The 16,047-nt window shown below is 66.5% G+C and carries 13 protein-coding genes and 1 pseudogene; 8 read left to right on the plus strand and 6 right to left on the minus strand.

Annotated elements, in window-relative coordinates; genetic code table 11:
* Nucleotides 1-510 precede the first annotated feature (510 nt).
* A pseudogene (locus AC6CH3_RS12525) lies at nt 511-1,091 on the plus strand (recombinase family protein).
* A gap of 60 nt (nt 1,092-1,151) precedes the next feature.
* Here the strand turns inward: AC6CH3_RS12525 and AC6CH3_RS12530 are convergent.
* Complete coding sequence (locus AC6CH3_RS12530; RefSeq protein ID WP_498132746.1) at nt 1,152-2,177, minus strand: DUF808 domain-containing protein; 1,026 nt, start codon at nt 2,175-2,177, stop codon at nt 1,152-1,154.
* 300 nt (nt 2,178-2,477) lie between these two features.
* On the opposite strand from AC6CH3_RS12530, the gene AC6CH3_RS12535 reads away from it, so the two are divergent.
* The 3 genes from AC6CH3_RS12535 to AC6CH3_RS12545 are packed head-to-tail and all read left to right on the plus strand — an operon-like array spanning nt 2,478 to nt 7,218.
* A complete protein-coding gene (locus AC6CH3_RS12535) occupies nt 2,478-3,500 on the plus strand; it encodes a 3-oxoacyl-ACP synthase III (protein WP_498132827.1) in 1,023 nt (340 codons plus the stop codon).
* Nucleotides 3,494-6,223 carry an alpha/beta fold hydrolase gene (locus tag AC6CH3_RS12540; RefSeq protein WP_498132747.1) on the plus strand — a complete coding sequence of 910 codons (2,730 nt, stop codon included), beginning with the start codon at nt 3,494-3,496 and terminating at the stop codon, nt 6,221-6,223. Before AC6CH3_RS12535 ends, AC6CH3_RS12540 begins: the two co-directional genes overlap by 7 nt.
* Entirely contained in the window at nt 6,220-7,218 is a 999-nt protein-coding gene (locus AC6CH3_RS12545; RefSeq protein ID WP_498132748.1) for an NAD-dependent epimerase/dehydratase family protein, read from the plus strand. Before AC6CH3_RS12540 ends, AC6CH3_RS12545 begins: the two co-directional genes overlap by 4 nt.
* A 320-nt stretch (nt 7,219-7,538) precedes the next feature.
* Here the strand turns inward: AC6CH3_RS12545 and AC6CH3_RS12550 are convergent, their stop codons facing one another.
* Nucleotides 7,539-8,495, minus strand: a complete 957-nt coding sequence (locus AC6CH3_RS12550; RefSeq protein ID WP_498132749.1) for a lipid kinase — start codon at nt 8,493-8,495, stop codon at nt 7,539-7,541.
* A 141-nt stretch (nt 8,496-8,636) separates the two neighbouring features.
* Here AC6CH3_RS12550 and AC6CH3_RS12555 point away from each other — a divergent pair, with 141 nt between their 5' ends.
* Nucleotides 8,637-8,957: a GYD domain-containing protein gene (locus tag AC6CH3_RS12555; RefSeq protein WP_498132750.1), complete on the plus strand. Its 321-nt coding sequence runs from the start codon at nt 8,637-8,639 to the stop codon at nt 8,955-8,957.
* Nucleotides 8,958-9,071: 114 nt separating this feature from the next.
* On the opposite strand, the gene AC6CH3_RS12560 is transcribed toward AC6CH3_RS12555, so the two are convergent.
* Together AC6CH3_RS12560 and AC6CH3_RS12565 are read right to left on the minus strand one after the other, a co-directional pair.
* On the minus strand, nt 9,072-10,745 hold the full coding sequence (locus AC6CH3_RS12560; protein ID WP_498132751.1) for a thiamine pyrophosphate-binding protein: 1,674 nt from the start codon (nt 10,743-10,745) through the stop codon (nt 9,072-9,074).
* A 120-nt stretch (nt 10,746-10,865) separates the two neighbouring features.
* Nucleotides 10,866-11,369, minus strand: a complete 504-nt coding sequence (locus AC6CH3_RS12565; protein ID WP_498132752.1) for an Lrp/AsnC family transcriptional regulator — start codon at nt 11,367-11,369, stop codon at nt 10,866-10,868.
* Between the two features lie 92 nt (nt 11,370-11,461).
* On the opposite strand from AC6CH3_RS12565, the gene hisC reads away from it, so the two are divergent.
* On the plus strand, nt 11,462-12,571 hold the full coding sequence (gene hisC / locus AC6CH3_RS12570; RefSeq protein ID WP_498132753.1) for a histidinol-phosphate transaminase: 1,110 nt from the start codon (nt 11,462-11,464) through the stop codon (nt 12,569-12,571).
* A gap of 42 nt (nt 12,572-12,613) precedes the next feature.
* The gene (locus AC6CH3_RS12575) at nt 12,614-14,041 is read left to right on the plus strand and encodes an amino acid permease (RefSeq protein ID WP_498132754.1); all 1,428 of its coding nucleotides are present in this window, start codon (nt 12,614-12,616) and stop codon (nt 14,039-14,041) included.
* Between the two features lie 71 nt (nt 14,042-14,112).
* Here AC6CH3_RS12575 and AC6CH3_RS12580 read toward each other — a convergent pair whose 3' ends face one another.
* A complete protein-coding gene (locus tag AC6CH3_RS12580) occupies nt 14,113-14,853 on the minus strand; it encodes an HAD hydrolase-like protein (protein WP_498132755.1) in 741 nt (246 codons plus the stop codon).
* Between the two features lie 74 nt (nt 14,854-14,927).
* Here AC6CH3_RS12580 and AC6CH3_RS12585 point away from each other — a divergent pair, with 74 nt between their 5' ends.
* A complete protein-coding gene (locus AC6CH3_RS12585; protein WP_498132756.1) occupies nt 14,928-15,410 on the plus strand; it encodes an Lrp/AsnC family transcriptional regulator in 483 nt (160 codons plus the stop codon).
* 21 nt (nt 15,411-15,431) lie between these two features.
* Here the strand turns inward: AC6CH3_RS12585 and AC6CH3_RS12590 are convergent, their stop codons facing one another.
* Complete coding sequence (locus tag AC6CH3_RS12590; protein ID WP_498132757.1) at nt 15,432-15,884, minus strand: aldehyde dehydrogenase family protein; 453 nt, start codon at nt 15,882-15,884, stop codon at nt 15,432-15,434.
* Nucleotides 15,885-16,047 lie beyond the last annotated feature (163 nt).

Genomic DNA, 16,047 nt, shown 5'->3' on the forward strand with positions numbered 1-16,047 from the left:
GGAGAGTTTTCCTCATTCGATCACCCGCGCGGGAAAGTTAGTGAGGTATGTCACAGGTTCAGAAAATTGGTGAAGCTTCGTCCTGTATAGCCCAGATCCCTCCTTGGTTCAGAACTGCGTTCCCATCAAGCCGGTGGGTTCATTTCCCGCGCACGTGGCATCTACTGTGCAGTTGGGGCTCACTACTATCGTCGTTCCGGCTGGCTGGTTGGATAATTCCACTAATCACATGGAGACATCCGATCAGGCATAACATTTTGTGCCGATACGACGGACGGTATGGCAGCGTGGACGGGCTGGTTTGCCAGGAGGACTTCTGATTGAAACTTGCCCTCCCGTCTCGTATCCCTTGGGATACGAGTCGTCTCACTGGCTCTGTCCCGTAGGGTCCTGATTCCTGTGAAATCTCGCGACTTTCTCTGCGTGCGGTGATTCTCATAACTATGTCTCGAAACCTTCTGCTTGAATCGACGTACCAATCGTTAGTTATGAGACACATTGGAGGCAGGCATGTCGAAACTTATTGGCTATGCACGGTTTCGACGCGGCAGCAATCCACGGACCGGCAGAGGGCGGATCTACTGGCCGCCGGCGTTCGACGCGATGACCTCTACGTCGACCAGGGTGTCTCCGGAGCGCGCGCGTCGCGGCCCCAGTTCGATCGAGCACTCCACGCGCTCATGGAGGGTGACACCCTCGTCATCACGACTTTGGACCGGCTCGGGCGATCCACCCAGAACATGCTTGCCTTCGCCGACGAACTCCGCAGCAGGGGCGCCGGCCTGCGCGTCCTGAACCTGGGCGGAGGCGACGTCGACACAGCAACACCTATGGGCTCTATGTTGTTCACGATCATGGCCGCCCTCGCGCAGATGGAACACGAGATCAAGCGCGAACGCGTCACGGATTCCATAATCAAGCGAAGAGAAGCTGGCAAGGACCTTGGCGGCCGGCCCCGCCGGGTCACTGATAGCCAGATCAGAAGCGCTGTTCGCCTGGTCAAAGGTGGCGAGCCCGCGGCGCAGGTTGCCCGGGATCTCGGTATGTCCCGAGCGACGTTCTACAGACGGTCACGAGCGCTTGCCGACTAGCAGGGCGACATTTAGCGCCGCAAAAAGACCGCCACTTACCGCCAACAGTCACACCGCTGGCTAAGCGTCGGGATCGGCGTTATGTTTCGTCGGCCGGTAGCCGGCCAGTTCGGCGCGGATGTCGCCCTCCTCGTGCCCGCCCTTCTTTTTTCCGAACGGCAGCGCTTTGAGCAGCGGATGCACGATAGCCATGACGATGAGGCCCCAGGCGAGTCCGATGAGTGCCGAGCACAACGTGTTCACGAGCCAGGCCAGGAAGCCGCCAACCACCGCGATCCCCTCGAAGGGGTGCTCGAGGACATGGACCAGGTCATACGGACCGTGCCAGCCGAGGTCGTAGGCCCCCTGCAGCATGATGTGGCCGCCAACCCACAGCATGGCGATGGTCCCGATGAAGGTTATTGCGGCCAGCACGGCGGGCATCCCCTTGACCAGCAGCTCGCCGGCGCGCTGGGAACCGGCGGACTTCCTAGCGGCCAGGTGCATCCCGATGTCGTCCATTTTGACGATCAGTCCGACGGCGCCGTACACGAGCACCGTGATCGCGATGGCAACGACCACCAGGATGATCGCCCGTGACAGCAAGGAATCCTGGGCCACCTCGTTCATCGAGATGACCATGATCTCGCAGGACAGGATGAAGTCGGTGGTGATGGCGCCCTTGATGACCTTGGCCTCCGCCTCCGGGCCCCGCTCCACTGCCGGCGCATCTTCCTCTGCGGTGTGGTGGCCACGGAGCTTGTGCCAGACCTTCTCGGCACCCTCGTAGCAAAGGTACGTGCCGCCCAGCATGAGGATGAACGGGATGGCCCATGGGGCGAACGCGCTGATGAGCAGCAGGGCCGGCAGGATGATAAAGAGTTTGTTCCGCAGCGATCCCCAGAAGATCTTCTTGATCATCGGCAGTTCGCGGGACGGGTCCGCCCCGGACACGTACTGCGGCGTGACGGCGGCGTCATCGATTACCACGCCGGCGGCCTTGACCCCTGCTTTGCCAGCCCCGGCAGCGACGTCGTCCACCGAGGCGGCCGCGATGCGGGCCAGGGCCGCGACGTCGTCCAGCAGGGCGACGAGACCGCCGCTCACAGGTCGCTCCCGTAGTGCTCGACGGCGGACGGCTGAGTGTGGTTGCCTCGGTCAAGGCGCGTGATTGGCATGTTTGGAGTATATCGAGGGCGGGCACTCCATCGACGGGAGTTCGTGCCACGCGTGGCACTCAGCTCAAGACCGGGCCAAGGCGGCAATATCACATGCTAAGCGCGCTTATCATTGGAGTTTCGGGGTTCAGCGCTGTGCTGCATCCGGACGGGCACAGCTAAGCTTTTGGGCCGGCGCTTATTGGGTAAAGTCACCGCGTGGCAGGACGGAAACGAACAGATGCTTGAATTGGCAGGGAATGCAACCTTCCGGCATAGCAACACCGCGCTGCTTTCGGTGAGCAGTGTCGAGGCTCCGAGGGTAGTCAGTTCTTCAGATTTCGACCGCAGGTTGGCTTCCACCCTGCACCGGCTGAAGTTCCCGCCCCGCCTGCTTGAGCGCGTTGCCGGCGTCACGCACCGTCGCTGGTGGGCGGCCGGAACGTCGTTTGATGATGCCGCCGCCGAAGCGGGCGCGAAGGCCTTGGCCGAGGCCGGCGTCGAAGCGTCCAATGTGGGTCTGTTGATCAACACCTCAGTCACGCGGCGGAACCTTGAACCGTCCGTTGCGGTGAAGATCCACCACGGACTTGGCCTGCCGTCGTCGGCCATGAACTTCGACCTGGCCAACGCCTGCCTGGGCTTCGTGAACGGCCTGACCCTGGCGGCCAGCATGATTGACTCCGGTCAGATTAAGTACGCGGTGATCGCCAACGCCGAGGATGCCGAGGCCACGCAGGAGGCCACGCTGGCCCGTCTCCAGCGGCCCGAGACCACGCGCGAGGACTTCAACCGGGAGTTCGCCACACTCACCCTGGGTTCCGGAGCTGCTGCCGCAGTCCTGGGCCCGGCAGACCAGCACCCCGGTGCCCACCGGATCGTCGGCGGTGTGATGCGCGCCGGAACCGAACACCATGAGTTGTGCGTGGGCGGTATTGACCGCATGAGTACCGATACGAAAGGCCTGCTCGACGGCGGTCTCCAGCTCGTCGTCGACGCGTGGAACGAAGCCCGGCCGGAGTGGGACTGGTCCGCCATGGACCGGTACGTCACGCACCAGGTGAGCAATGCCTACACCCAGGCCATCATCGACGCGATCGGTCTGGATCCTGCGAAGGTGCCCATCACGTTTCCGCACTGGGGCAATGTGGGCCCGGCATCCCTCCCCATGACCCTCGCCGCCGAAGCGCAATCCCTTGAAGCGGGGGACCGGGTCCTGTGCATGGGCGTTGGATCCGGACTGAATACCGCGATGATGGAAATCGTTTGGTAGCCGCCCGCTGGCCTGGCGTTGACCCGGAATGGTCGCGGGAGATCGATGTGGCGTCCACGTCCGACGCCGATGCGCCGGGCACAGTGCGCCGCTGGCACCTGCTGGACAACGGCGAGCAGCTATCCCGCCTGGGCGTGGCTCCTGCCGGTACCCTGCTGTGCGTGCATGGCAACCCTACCTGGTCGTATCTGTGGCGGACGTTGCTGGCCGCCGGGTCGGACCCGGCCCACCCGTGGCGCGTGGTGGCGGTGGACCAGCTGGACATGGGCTACTCGGAGCGCACCGGCACCTTCCGGCGCCTGGCGGACCGGATCAACGACCTCGGCGACCTGACGGACGCCCTCGGTCCGGACGGGCCCGTGGTGACGGTGGGCCACGACTGGGGCGGCGTGATCAGCCTGGGATGGGCCCTCGCGCATCCGCAGCACCTCGCCGGGGTGGTCCTCACCAACACAGCCGTTCACCAACCCGCAGGGTCGGCAATCCCGCCGGCCCTGCGGCTTGCCCTGCATCCCGCCGTGCATAAGTGGGGAACCACGACGTCGGACGCGTTCCTGCGCGTGACGCACTCGCTGGCCCACCCGCCGCTACCCGCTGACGTCCGCACCGCCTATATGGCCCCCTACCGCGGAGCCTCTCGCCGGGCCGGGGTGGGGAACTTTGTGGCAGACATTCCCGTGGACGCCTCCCACCCCAGCTTCCCGGCGCTCAGCGGTGTGGCGGAAGGGCTGCGCGGCCTGAAGGTTCCAGCGCTGATGCTTTGGGGCCCGCGTGATCCCATTTTTTCGGACCGGTACCTCAAGGACCTCATCAGCCGGCTGCCGCACGCCGAGGTGCACCGCTTCGAAGGCGCCGGCCACCTGGTGGCGGAGGACCGGGATATTACCGCGCCGGTGTTCCAGTGGCTCGACGGAAACGTTGGTGCCAGCGAGGGCGAAGCCCCGAACGACCAAGTCACAACTGCCGAGGGCGAGGGGCAGGATGCAGCCGAACCGGCGCCGTCCGAATTCCGGCCCCTGTGGGACCTGCTCGGCGAGCAGGCGGCAGGGGCGGCGGGAGGAGATACCGCAGTCGCGGAAATGGCGGCGGACGGCAGGGTGGCCCGCTCACTGAGCTGGCAGCAGCTGGACAAGAACATCCGGGACCTCGCAGCCGGGCTGCAGGATGTCGGAGTGGGAAGCGGCAGGCGGGTGAGCCTGATGGTGCCGCCCGGGGTTGACCTGACCGTAGCCCTCTACGCCTGCCTGCGGCTGGGCGCCGTGGTGGTGGTGGCCGACGCCGGGCTGGGCACCAGGGGCCTGAGCCGCGCGGTGAAAGGTGCCACGCCTGATGTCCTCATTGGCATCGACAAGGCACTCGCGGCTGCCTCGGTGCTCGGCTGGCCGGGACGGCGGATCAGCGTGCGGGACCTCCCGGCCACCCGCCGTCGGATGCTGGGCGTCGAGACGTCCCTCGACGCCCTGGTCCTGTCTGGTGCCAGCCGCGGTCCTGGGCAGCTGGCGAACAGCGTGGATCCTGATGCCCCAGCCGCCGTACTCTTCACGTCCGGCTCCACCGGACCCGCCAAGGGTGTGCTCTATACGCAGAGGCAGCTGGCCGCGATGCGGGACACGGTGGCCGCAACCTTCGGGATCCGTCCCGGTGCCCGGCTGGTGGCCGGCTTCGCACCGTTTGCCCTGCTGGGCCCGGCAATCGGCGCGGTGTCGGTGACGCCGGCCATGGACGTCACTGCGCCCCGCACCCTGACCGCGAGCGCGCTCGCCGATGCCGCCGCGGCGATAGACGCCACAGTGGTCTTCGCCTCGCCCGCCGCGTTGCGCAATGTCCTTGCCACCGGGGATGGGTTGAAAGCTGCAGCGCGTAAGGCGTTGGAAGGAATTGGGTTGCTGCTGTCTGCCGGCGCGCCCGTCCCGGAACCGCTCCTGGCCGAGGTGCAGCAGTTGCTGCCCCGGGCCTCGCTGCATACGCCGTACGGGATGACGGAGGCACTGCCGGTCACCGACATCAGCCTCGAAGAAATACAGGCGGCCGACGCCGATGCTGCCGCCGGCACAGAGACTGCCGCCGGCGCCGAGACTGCCGCCGGCGCCGTGGCGGGAGCAGGCAACGGCGTTTGTGTCGGGTGGCCGGTGCATGGCGCCCGGGTGGCCGTCGTCCCGCTGGCGGCGGACGGGACGGCCCCCGGGTGCCACCCCGTGACGGAGGCCGGTGTAACCGGCGAGATCCTGGTCAGCGCCGGGCACGTCAAGGAAGCCTATGACAGGCTCTGGCTGACCCAGCGGGAGAGCAGTAGCCTGCCCGGATGGCACCGCACCGGCGACGTCGGGCACTTCGACGCCGCCGGCCGGCTTTGGGTGGAGGGACGCCTCGCCCATGTCGTGACCGCGCCGGGTGGCGTCTTGACGCCCGTGGGTGCCGAACAGGCCATTGAACGCCTGGACGGGGTCCGGCTGGCGGCGATTACCGGCGTCGGACCGGCAGGCACGCAGGCCGTGGTCGCCGTCGTCGAGACCGTCCCTCCCGCCCGAAAGGCCGGACCAGCTGCGCCGCAGCTCGCCGCCCGCGTCCGCGAGGCGGCGCGTGAGACCGGCGTCCAGGTCTCCGCTGTGCTCGAGGTCCCCGTACAGCCCACGGACATCCGGCACAACGCCAAGATCGACAGGAGCCGCCTGTCCCGCTGGGCTTCGAGGGTGCTGGCCGGCGGCCGGCCGGGAACGCCATGAGGGTCCTTGTTACCGGGGCCAGCGGGCTGCTGGGGGGAGAAGTGGCCCGGCTGCTGGTGCGCCAGGGCCATGACGTAGTGACATTCCAGCGCCGTCCGTCAGGAGTCGATGGCGCCACCGATTTCCGCGGGTCCGTCACGGACGATGAGGTGCTCCGGCGGGCAGTCCAGGGGGCAGACGGAATCATCCACCTGGCTGCGAAGGTTTCCTTTACGGGCCGTGCCGCGGAGTTCGATGAGGTGAACGTCGAAGGGACCCGCCGCCTGCTCCATTGCGCCGGCGAGGCCGGGGTGCGGGATGTGGTGTTCGTGTCCTCGCCGTCGGTGGCGAATTCCGGCGCCGCCATTGCCGGGCTGGGCGCGGAGCCGGCGGACCCGGTGCACGCGCACGGCGACTACTCCCGCACCAAGGCGGAAGCGGAACTGCTGGCGCTGGCGGCAGACGCTCCGGATTTCCGGGTCGCAGCGGTGCGCCCCCACATCGTCTGGGGGCCGGGGGACACCCAGTTGGTGGAACGGGTCCTGGCCCGCGCCGGCAGGGGTAGGCTGCCGCTGCTCGACGCCGGTGCGGCCTTGATCGACACCACCTACGTGGACAACGCCGCCGCGGCCATCGTCGCCGCGCTGCACCGCATGGAACACGCCCATGGCAGGGCCCTGGTGGTGAGCAACGGCGAGCCCCGCCCGGTGGGCGAACTGCTGGCAGGCATCTGTGCCGCGGGAGGCGTTCCGGCGCCGTCGTGGTCTGTGCCGGGCGGCGTGGCGCGGGCGGCGGGAGCGGTGGTGGAGAAGGTGTGGACCTGGGCCGGGCGCCAAGAGGAGCCGCCCATGACCCGATTCCTCGCCGAGCAGCTCTCCACCGCCCACTGGTTCGACCAGCGCGAGACCCGGGAACTCCTCAACTGGACCCCCGCCGTCTCGATTGATGAGGGCCTCGCGCGGCTGGCCAGGCACTATGGTTCCCGGTCGGCGGCGCTGGCTCACCGATCCGGTTAGAGCAGCTGCAGCCACTCCGCCACCACCCCGTAAGGATCCCGGCACGGGCGGATGACACGGCAAGGGACCCTTCCCGTGGAGGAGAGGGGCTTGCTACGCCGGCCCAGTGGGCTGGAGCTGTGTCTGTAAGTCGAAGGAGCCGTTGCGCTCGTTCACCTTGATCGTCGAGGTGGCCGTTCCTACAGCGTTCGATGACGGTGTGCCGGCATCGTTCTTAGGTGGCGGCGACGGCGGGCCTCGCCAGGGCGGAGATCACGCTAGGGAAGGCAGGTTGCGTGGTTGGTGCCTCAAGTTGGAGGGGAGTTTAACTAAGAGCGCTTTCAAACGGCTGGCCAGTTCCCGGCTCCAGGTCCGTCGAACAGTGCGCCGGTGCTGCTCTGGGGTACCACGACGTGGACGGCGTTGCGCTGGACGGTGAAGTCGGTGGGCGTGGTGGTTGCGATCTCGCCGTCGAGGTTCACCGGCAGAGGCTGCTCGGTGACCAGCCGGACACGCCGGCTGGTCAGGTGGTACACCCGGTCGTGTTCGATGAAGGTTCCGTCCTTGAGTAACCGTGCGATGCTCACGTGCTCACGGAGCGGCCCCGCCAGGATGGCGTAGATATCGAGGGTGTGGTCGTCGATCCCAGCCGTCGGGGAGACGGTGTTGCCGCCGCCGTAGTGCCGGCCGTTGCCGACGGCCACCTGAAGCAGGTTGTCGAACTCCAGCGGCTCGTGATCCCCGTCGGCGAACTCGAGACGGGCCGGGAACGCCTTGTGCCGGGCGTAAGCGCTCAGGGTGGCAATGGCGTATGCCAGCGGCCCGATGTACCGCTTCAGGCGGGGGCTGAGAGCTTCGGTAACAGCCACGGAGAGGCCTACGGATGCGACGTTGAGGAATGGCTCACCGTTGGCCCGGCCGAGGTCGATGTCCACCACCTTCCCGTCTGCGACGGTAGCGCATGCCTCGGCAAGGTTATTCGGTATCTCCAGGGTGCGGGCGAAGTCATTGGCGGTGCCCAGGGGAAGAACGCCGAGCATGATGTTGGTGCCGGCAACGCGGCCGGCGGCGCAGCTCACGGTCCCGTCGCCGCCACCCACAACAACCAGGTCGTGCCCGTCCGCAACTACCCGGTCAAGCGTCCCGGCCAGCTCTGCCCCGGACAGCACGTGGTGCACGGCGGAGATCGGCACGCCTGCCTTCTGCATGGTGTCCACTGCAAGTTCGTGTGCCGCCCCTCGGCGTGATCCGGCGTTGATCACAACGGCGGCAGAGCGGGCGTCCCGGGCAACCTTCATGAGGGCAATGCTAGGCGGTTGACCTGTGAGTTTCCGAGGAATACCGTCGGCGGTAGCGGGGTCATTCACCCCGCTTCCACGGGATAAGGGGCCGGAACTGGGCCGCTCCTGCACGGCCAGGGAGCCAGGGAAGGAAAGACCATGCCGAAGTATCTGTTTGAAGCGACGTACGTGGGCCAGGGAATCAAGGGACTCATGAAGGAAGGCGGCACCAAGCGGCGCGATGCCCTCGTGGAGGCCCTCAACTCCGTAGGGGGAACGCTCGAAAGCTTCTACTACGCCTTTGGCTACTATGACGTCCTCGGCGTTTTTGAGGTGCCGGACGATGCCAGTGCTGCAGCGCTGTCGCTGCTCGTCAATTCGACGGGGAGCGTCAACGTCCGGCTGAAGCCGCTCCTGTCGGTGGAAGACCTCGACGAAGCAGCCAAGAAGACGCCGTCCTACCGCGCCCCGGGACAATAGAGCGCCCCGGGACAATAGGCGCCCCGGACACTAGGGGAGTTTGGCACTCTGCCAGGGGCCGCCGTCGCGAATTACGACGGCGGCCCTCCGGGTGTGTGCGGCAGGCAAGATTAGCTAGCCCGCCACGGCCGCCTTCGCGGCCTGCGAGGCTTGCATCCATTCGCTCAGCCACGGGGCCCGGACGCTCGACGTGATGCGGCAATCGGCCACGAAGGTTCCCCTGGCGCCGGCGTCGATCCACTCCTGGAGCGCCTCAAGGTCCGCCACTGAGCGGATGACCGCCGACTCGGCACCCAGCGCGCGGGCGATGCCGCTGAAGTCCACTTCGGGGATCAGCATGGGCTTTTCGGTGAGGCCTTGGGAACCGTACTGGTGGATTTCGGCTCCGTAGGCGGCATCGTTGTAGATCACGACGACGGCGCTGCTCGCGCTACCAATGAGCGATTCGAGGTCGGACAGCCCCATCAGGAAACCGCCGTCGCCGGAGGCCAGCACCAGGGTGCGGCCGTCCTCCACGGCGCGGGCTGCCCCGACGGCGCTGGCGAGGCCCAGCCCGATGGTCTGGTAAGCGGTCCCCACCATGACCAGGTCCTGGGGCCTGGGAATGTTCCAGTACATGGGTGCCCAGCCGAGGAAATGCCCTCCGTCCTGGACCACCGTGCGGCGCTCCGGCAGCATCTCATCCAGTGCCCTGGCAAGGAAGCGCGGGTCCAGCCGTCCGTCCGGCGTCTCGGCGGAGCCTGGGTGGTGCGCCGGTCCTTCGGCCAGGCGTTTGCGGGCTTCCGCGCGCCAGGCGTCTGTGTGGCCGGCGTACGGCGAAGCCGGGCCATCCAGCGTCCGGAGGATGCTTCTGGCAGCGGACTTCACATCCCCGCTGACGAACGTATCCACCCGGGGGTGCGTCGGCTGCAGGGCGGCGTCGATCTGGATAACGGTGCTGTCCGGGCCGAGCAGGTGCCCGAACCGCATGGTGAAGGGGCTCAGGCTTGCCCCGGCCACGAGGACCACATCGGCCTCACCCATGAGCGCGGCTGCGGTGTCCGTGCCGAACCCGCCCGCGACGCCGAGGTATCCCTCGCCCTGGAGGAGGTTGAGCGCCAGTGTGGTTCCGGCGGTCAGCGCGCCCAGGCGGTCGGCGAGCTCCCGGAGTTCCGGGCCTGCGCCGGCGAGATGCGCGCCGCGGCCGGCGAGGATCAGCGGCCGCTTCGCTCCGGCGAGCAGCCGGGCTACCTGCCCAAGGCCGCCGTCGACGTCGTCACTCACCGCCGGTGCCGGCGGTTCGGGAAGCTCTTCGTCCGCAGCATCAAGCGACGCGAGGTCGTAGGGGATGGCGATGACGACGGCGGTCCGCTTGGTGAGCGCGTATTCCACCGCCTGCTGGGTGATGGAGCCCGCGGCGTCGCGGGTGACGGTGAAGGTCGCCGCGCCAAGGCCCGCGGCGATTGCCGCCTGGTCCACGTCCCAGGGCCGGGCGCCGCTGCTCGGAGCGTCCCCGGTGACCAGCACAACGGGGATTTGCGCCTGGACCGCTTCGGCGAGGGCGGTGAGTGCGTTGGTGTAGCCGGGGCCGTAGGTGGTGGTGCCTGCTGCGAGACGTCCCGACGTCCGGTAGTAGGCGTCGGCCGCGGCGATGGCGGCGCCTTCATGGCGGACGGGGGAGAAGCGGAGGCCCAGCTTTTCCGCGGCGTCCAGGAAGTAGACGTTTCCGTTGCCCATCACGCCGAAGACGTCGCTGAGATAGCTGCTGAGAACCTGTGCCACACGGCCGGAGACGGTAAGTGAAGTCATGCAGGAATCTTGTGGCCTTCTTCGCAGATAGGCAAGAGACTCGAAGTCGGGTGGGAGATTTGGCAGGTATTTAGGGTCCCAACTGAAAATTTGCCCACTTGTGGCGTGGGTCACCCGCGCTTAGTGGGAAGGGCGGGATTCCTGCTCGGACAGCCGGCTCAGGAGGCCGTCGTAGCGGGGCGGCATGAGTTCCAGCACTGAAATGGCCGTGCTGGTCCGCTGGATTCCTTCGATTTCCAGGATCTCGTTGGTGATTCGGTACAAGTCGGCAGTACTGCGTGCCACCACCTTGGCCATGAGGTCCGCGTCCCCGGTGGTGGCGTGCACCTCGATGACCTCCGGGATCGCGGCGAGCCCGTCTTCCACCGCACCTGTCCGGGTCTGGCTGATGGACAGCGAGAGGAAGGCCATGAGGTCATAGCCAAGCGCGGCGGGATCCAGCCTCCGGCTGAAGGAGCGCAGGGCGCCGCTGCGCTCGAGCCGTGACAGCCGGGCGTGGACCGTGTTCCGCGCGACGCCGAGCGTCCGCGAGAGTGCCAGGGCGCTGGCTTCGGGGTCCTTGTCGAGGGCCAGGATGATCCTGCCGTCGAGGGAATCCACGGTGCGGGGGTTCGGGATGGTCATATTTTCACCACAGACAGTAGAAGTTGAGCAGAAGTCCCAATGGGTTGAGGGTATCTTGCATGTGCGCCGGGTCACAATCATGATCGGTGCTCATGACCAGTGATCAGCTCCTGACCGCTCCGGACACCGCGGTCCCCACTCTTCGCGGCGCGGTGGCCGGCCTCCCCCCTTATGTCCCGGGCCGGCGCAGTGCCGGCACGGATATCGCAGCCCTCGCCAGCAACGAAAGCCACTACGAACCACTTCCCGCTGCGGCCGCTGCGGTGGCTGCAGCGGCCGGCACGATGAACCGCTACCCGGACAGTGCCGCCGTCGAACTCCGTGAACGGATTGCACGCCACCTCGGCGTCACGGCCGGAGAGGTCGCGGTGGGGCCCGGCAGCGTCGGCGTCCTCCAGCAGATCATCACCGGACTTTGCGACGCCGGCGATGAAGTGATCTTCGCGTGGCGCTCCTTCGAGGCCTACCCCATCCTGGTTGAGCTGGCAGGCGCCCGGCCGGTCCGCATTCCGCTGGACGGCGCTGAGGGCCACGACCTCGATGCCATGGCCGCGGCCGTCACCGCCCGCACAAAGGTCGTCCTGCTCTGCACCCCCAACAATCCCACCGGCGTGCCGATCAGCCACGAGCGCATCGAGGCCTTCCTGCAATCCGTCCGCTCCGACATCCTCGTGGTGATCGACGAGGCCTACGTGGAATACGCCGAAGCGGGCAGCGGCCCCGATTCCCTGGCGCTCTACCGCCAGTACCCGAACGTCTGCATCCTGCGCACCTTCTCCAAGGCCTACGGGCTCGCCGGCCTGCGCGTGGGATACGCCGTTGCGGCGCCGGAGATCGCAGAGGGACTGCGCAGGACCGCCCTTCCCTTCTCGGTGAGCGCGCTGGCCCAGAGGGCGGCCATCGCGTCGCTGGACGCGGGGGAGGAGATGGAAGCGCGGGTGACCGCCGTCAGGCAGGAGCGCACACGGATGGCCGGGCAGCTGGAAGCCCAGGGCTGGAAACTGCAGGCGAGCCAGGGCAACTTCCTGTGGATCCGTGCGGATGACCGGCTCCTGGCGAGGCTGGTTGAGGCGTTTGACGGTGCGCGCATCCTGGTCCGGGCGTACCAGGGCGACGGCGTGCGGATCACCGTTGCTGACCCCGCCTCCAACGATCGTGTGCTCCGACTTTTGGAAGCGCACGCAGCCTCGACACTCGACTGACCTGAAATTCAATCCGTTCCACCTACAACCAGAGGACTCCCCATGGAACAACAGACAATGACGTCTGGCCGCGCACTGGGCGCCGCACTCAAACCCCGCCAGCTCACCATGATGGGGCTCGGAAGCGCCATCGGCGCGGGCCTCTTCATCGGCTCCGGCGCCGGCATCCAGGCCGCCGGACCGGCCGTGCTGATCTCCTACCTTGTGGCCGGCACCCTCATCATCCTGGTGATGTGGGCCCTCGGTGAGATGGCTGCCGCCAATCCGGACAGCGGTGCCTTCTCCGTCTATACCGCCAAGGCGTACGGGCCCGTGGCCGGTGCCACGGTGGGTTGGCTGTGGTGGCTGCAGCTCGTGGTGGTCATCGCGGCCGAAGCGCTGGGCGCGGCAGGACTGCTGTCCACCATCTTCCCCGCCCTGCCGGTGTGGCTGATGGCCTTCGTGTTCATCGTGGTGCTCACCGCCGTGAACCTCACCAGTGTGAAGAACTTCGGCGAGTTCGAGTTCTGGTTCGCCCTGCTCAAGGTGGCGGCAATCGTCGGGTTCCTCCTGGTGGGGGCTGCCCTGCTCTTCGGCTGGCTGCCCGGCGTGCAGTCGCCGGGCCTGGCCAACTTCACCGGCGACGGCTTTGCGCCCGACGGCTTCGCCGGGATCGCCACGGCACTCTTCGTGGTGGCGTTTGCGTTCGGCGGCACCGAGATCGTGTCCGTGGCGGCAGCCGAGACGGCGGAGCCGGCCCGCAGCGTGAAGAAGGCAGTGCGCACCGTGCTGTGGCGCATCCTGGTCTTCTACATCGGTGCGATCTTCGTTATCGCGGCGGTGGTTCCCGTGGGTTCGGCAGGTTTGAAGAGTCCGTTCGCCGCCGTGCTGGAGGCCGCAGGCATGCCCGGCGCAGCCACCGCGATCACCCTGGTGGCCGTTGCTGCACTGCTGTCCGCCCTCAACGCCAACCTTTACGGCGCCTCGCGGATGGCGTTCTCCCTGGCTGAGCGGGGTGAAGCGCCACGCCTGCTCGCTTCGGTGTCCAAGGCCCAGGTCCCGGTTGTCGCAGTCCTGGCCAGCGTCGCCTTCGGCGTGGTCACGGTTGTGCTGGAGTTGGCTTTCCCCGAGATGGTCCTTCCCGTCCTGCTTAACATCGTGGGCTCGACCTGCCTGCTGGTCTGGACGTCCGCGCTCCTGGCCCAGCTCGCGCTGCGTCTCCGCGCCGACCGCGACGGGACGGAGCTTCCCCTGCGGATGGCCGGCTTCCCGTGGCTCACGGTGGTTGGTCTGGTCATCCTCGCGGCAATCTTCACGGTGGGCTTCATTGGCGAGGACTCCCGCCCTCAGCTCCTGAGCACTTTCGGGCTCGTGGCACTTCTGGCGGTGGCGAACTGGCTGCATCACCGTTCCATGAAGCGCTCTGCCAACGCCGCCCCCGGCCGCGTGGAGTCTTCGGAGCGCGCCGAGGCACCGGTGCTCATCGACTGAAGCCTGGTAACTTCACGGCCCCGGAGATCCTGATTATTCGCGTCGCCAGGGTCAGAAGCTCTCCCGTCCGGTCACGGCCTGGCGGGAGAGCTTCTTGTAGCCCTGCTGTTCGAACAGCGCGGTGAGCGGTTGGCCACGATCAGTGGCAGCAGGGCTGCAGGGGAGGAGACAACGGCGGCCGCCTGCGACGCTTCGCCCGCGTCCCCGTAGCCCCAGTGCGCGAATATTGTCGGGATTCCGTGGTGGGCGGCTCCGGCGATGTCGTAGCTCCGGTCTCCGATCATTACGGGACTGGAGGTGTCTATGCCTTCGGATTGAAGGCGGAGCAGCAATTCGGCGAGGACCTCTGCCTTGCTCGCTCTTCCGTCGCGGTCGGACGCGCCGCAGATGTTGACGAAGTGGCCTTCGATGCCAAATCTTCGTGCGAGTCTTACCGCTTGGTCTTCCACCTTGGATGTGGCCACAGCCATCGGCATGCCGGCCGAGTGCAGACGGTCAAGCAGTTCGATGATCCCGTCGTATGGGCTGGACTGTTCGGCGCCGTGGTCGGCATATGCCTTGCGGTAGTGTTGGAGGGCCCTTTGGGCGGTTATGTCGTCCAGCCGTGAGACTGTTCTGAAGGACTCGATCATCGGCGGGCCGACGAATTGGCGCAGTTTGTCCATCGCGGGGACCGGCGCGCCTACGGCTGCCAGGGCTCGGGCAGCACTTGCCGTAACGCCGGGTGCTGAATCCAGCAGCGTCCCGTCCATGTCGAACAGGACGCAGCTAATGCCGGTGAGAGGTGGACGGTCTTGCTGCAGAAGTGTCATTTTTTCGGGTGCTTTCGGTCGTGGAGTTGGTTCGGTTCTGGGTGTGCCGGGGAAGATTTTGGTGTGAAGTAGGCATGGATCGAGTGAGTCTTGACCAGATAGACCAGAGGATTCTCGCTGAGCTAACGAAGAACGCCCGGATGAGCCACGCGGAGCTGGCGACCAAAGTCCTGCTGTCGAGGAATGCCGTGCGCCAACGGATCGAACGGATGGAACGGCAAGGGTATATCCAGGGGTACACGATCGTTGCCGGCCCATCGGGGCAGGGGCCGGTGTCCGCGTTCCTGATGGTTTACAGGAAGGACCGGGTGCGGGGGTCGGACGTCATCACCGTCCTGCGGTCGATTCCGGAAGTGGTTTTGTGTGATGTGGTGAGCGGTGACTTTGATCTGCTGGTGCGGGTCGAGGCCCGGTCGCTGGAGAGGGTCCAGGAGATCTGGGAACAGATTGCGGCCATTCCCGGTGTCACGGATACGGTGACGGCCATGACGCTGTCCAGTTACATCAGGCGGGGCCCCGGAGGTACCCGCACCACCTCCGGTTCAATCAGTTCCTGATGCAGATGACCTGTGGCTGGGTCATCTCCTCATACGCGAAATGGACGCCCTCCCTGCCCATGCTTCCGTATTTCGCCCCGCCGAACGGCATCCCGTCGAAGCGGTAATCAGAGGAGTCGTTGTCATGACGCCGCCTGCTTCGAGCTGTTGGGCCGCGTCCATGGCCCTGGCCAGGGAGTCGGTGAAGATGCCCGCATGAAGACTGAACTCGATGGCGTTGGCGACTTCGACGGACTCTTCGAACGTGCTGAACTGGCGGAACATGACCACGGGCCCGAAAACCTCCTGCTTCCACAGCCGGCTGTCCGTCGGGACTTCTTCCAGGACGGTCGGGTGAAGCACATTGCCGTTCGTGACACTGCCTGAAAGAAGGACAGCGCCGGCGCCGAGGGCCTCACCACGCGTCGCGATCAGTTCGGCCAGCGTCCTGTTGACGCCGCCGAAGCCGATCAGCGCAATGTCGTAGGTGGTCATGGTGCTCCTTCAGTCAGTTACATCGGTCCTCCAATGCTGACCGCATTCCACGTCCGTCAGCGCATGTGATTGTGACCGAAAAGCAGGGCGAACTGACCATCCGCCTGTCGATTCGTCATTCACGCGGAACGTAACTTACGTTCAACATAGGCATGTGCAGATG

The organism is Arthrobacter sp. GQ119 (assembly GCF_059759125.1).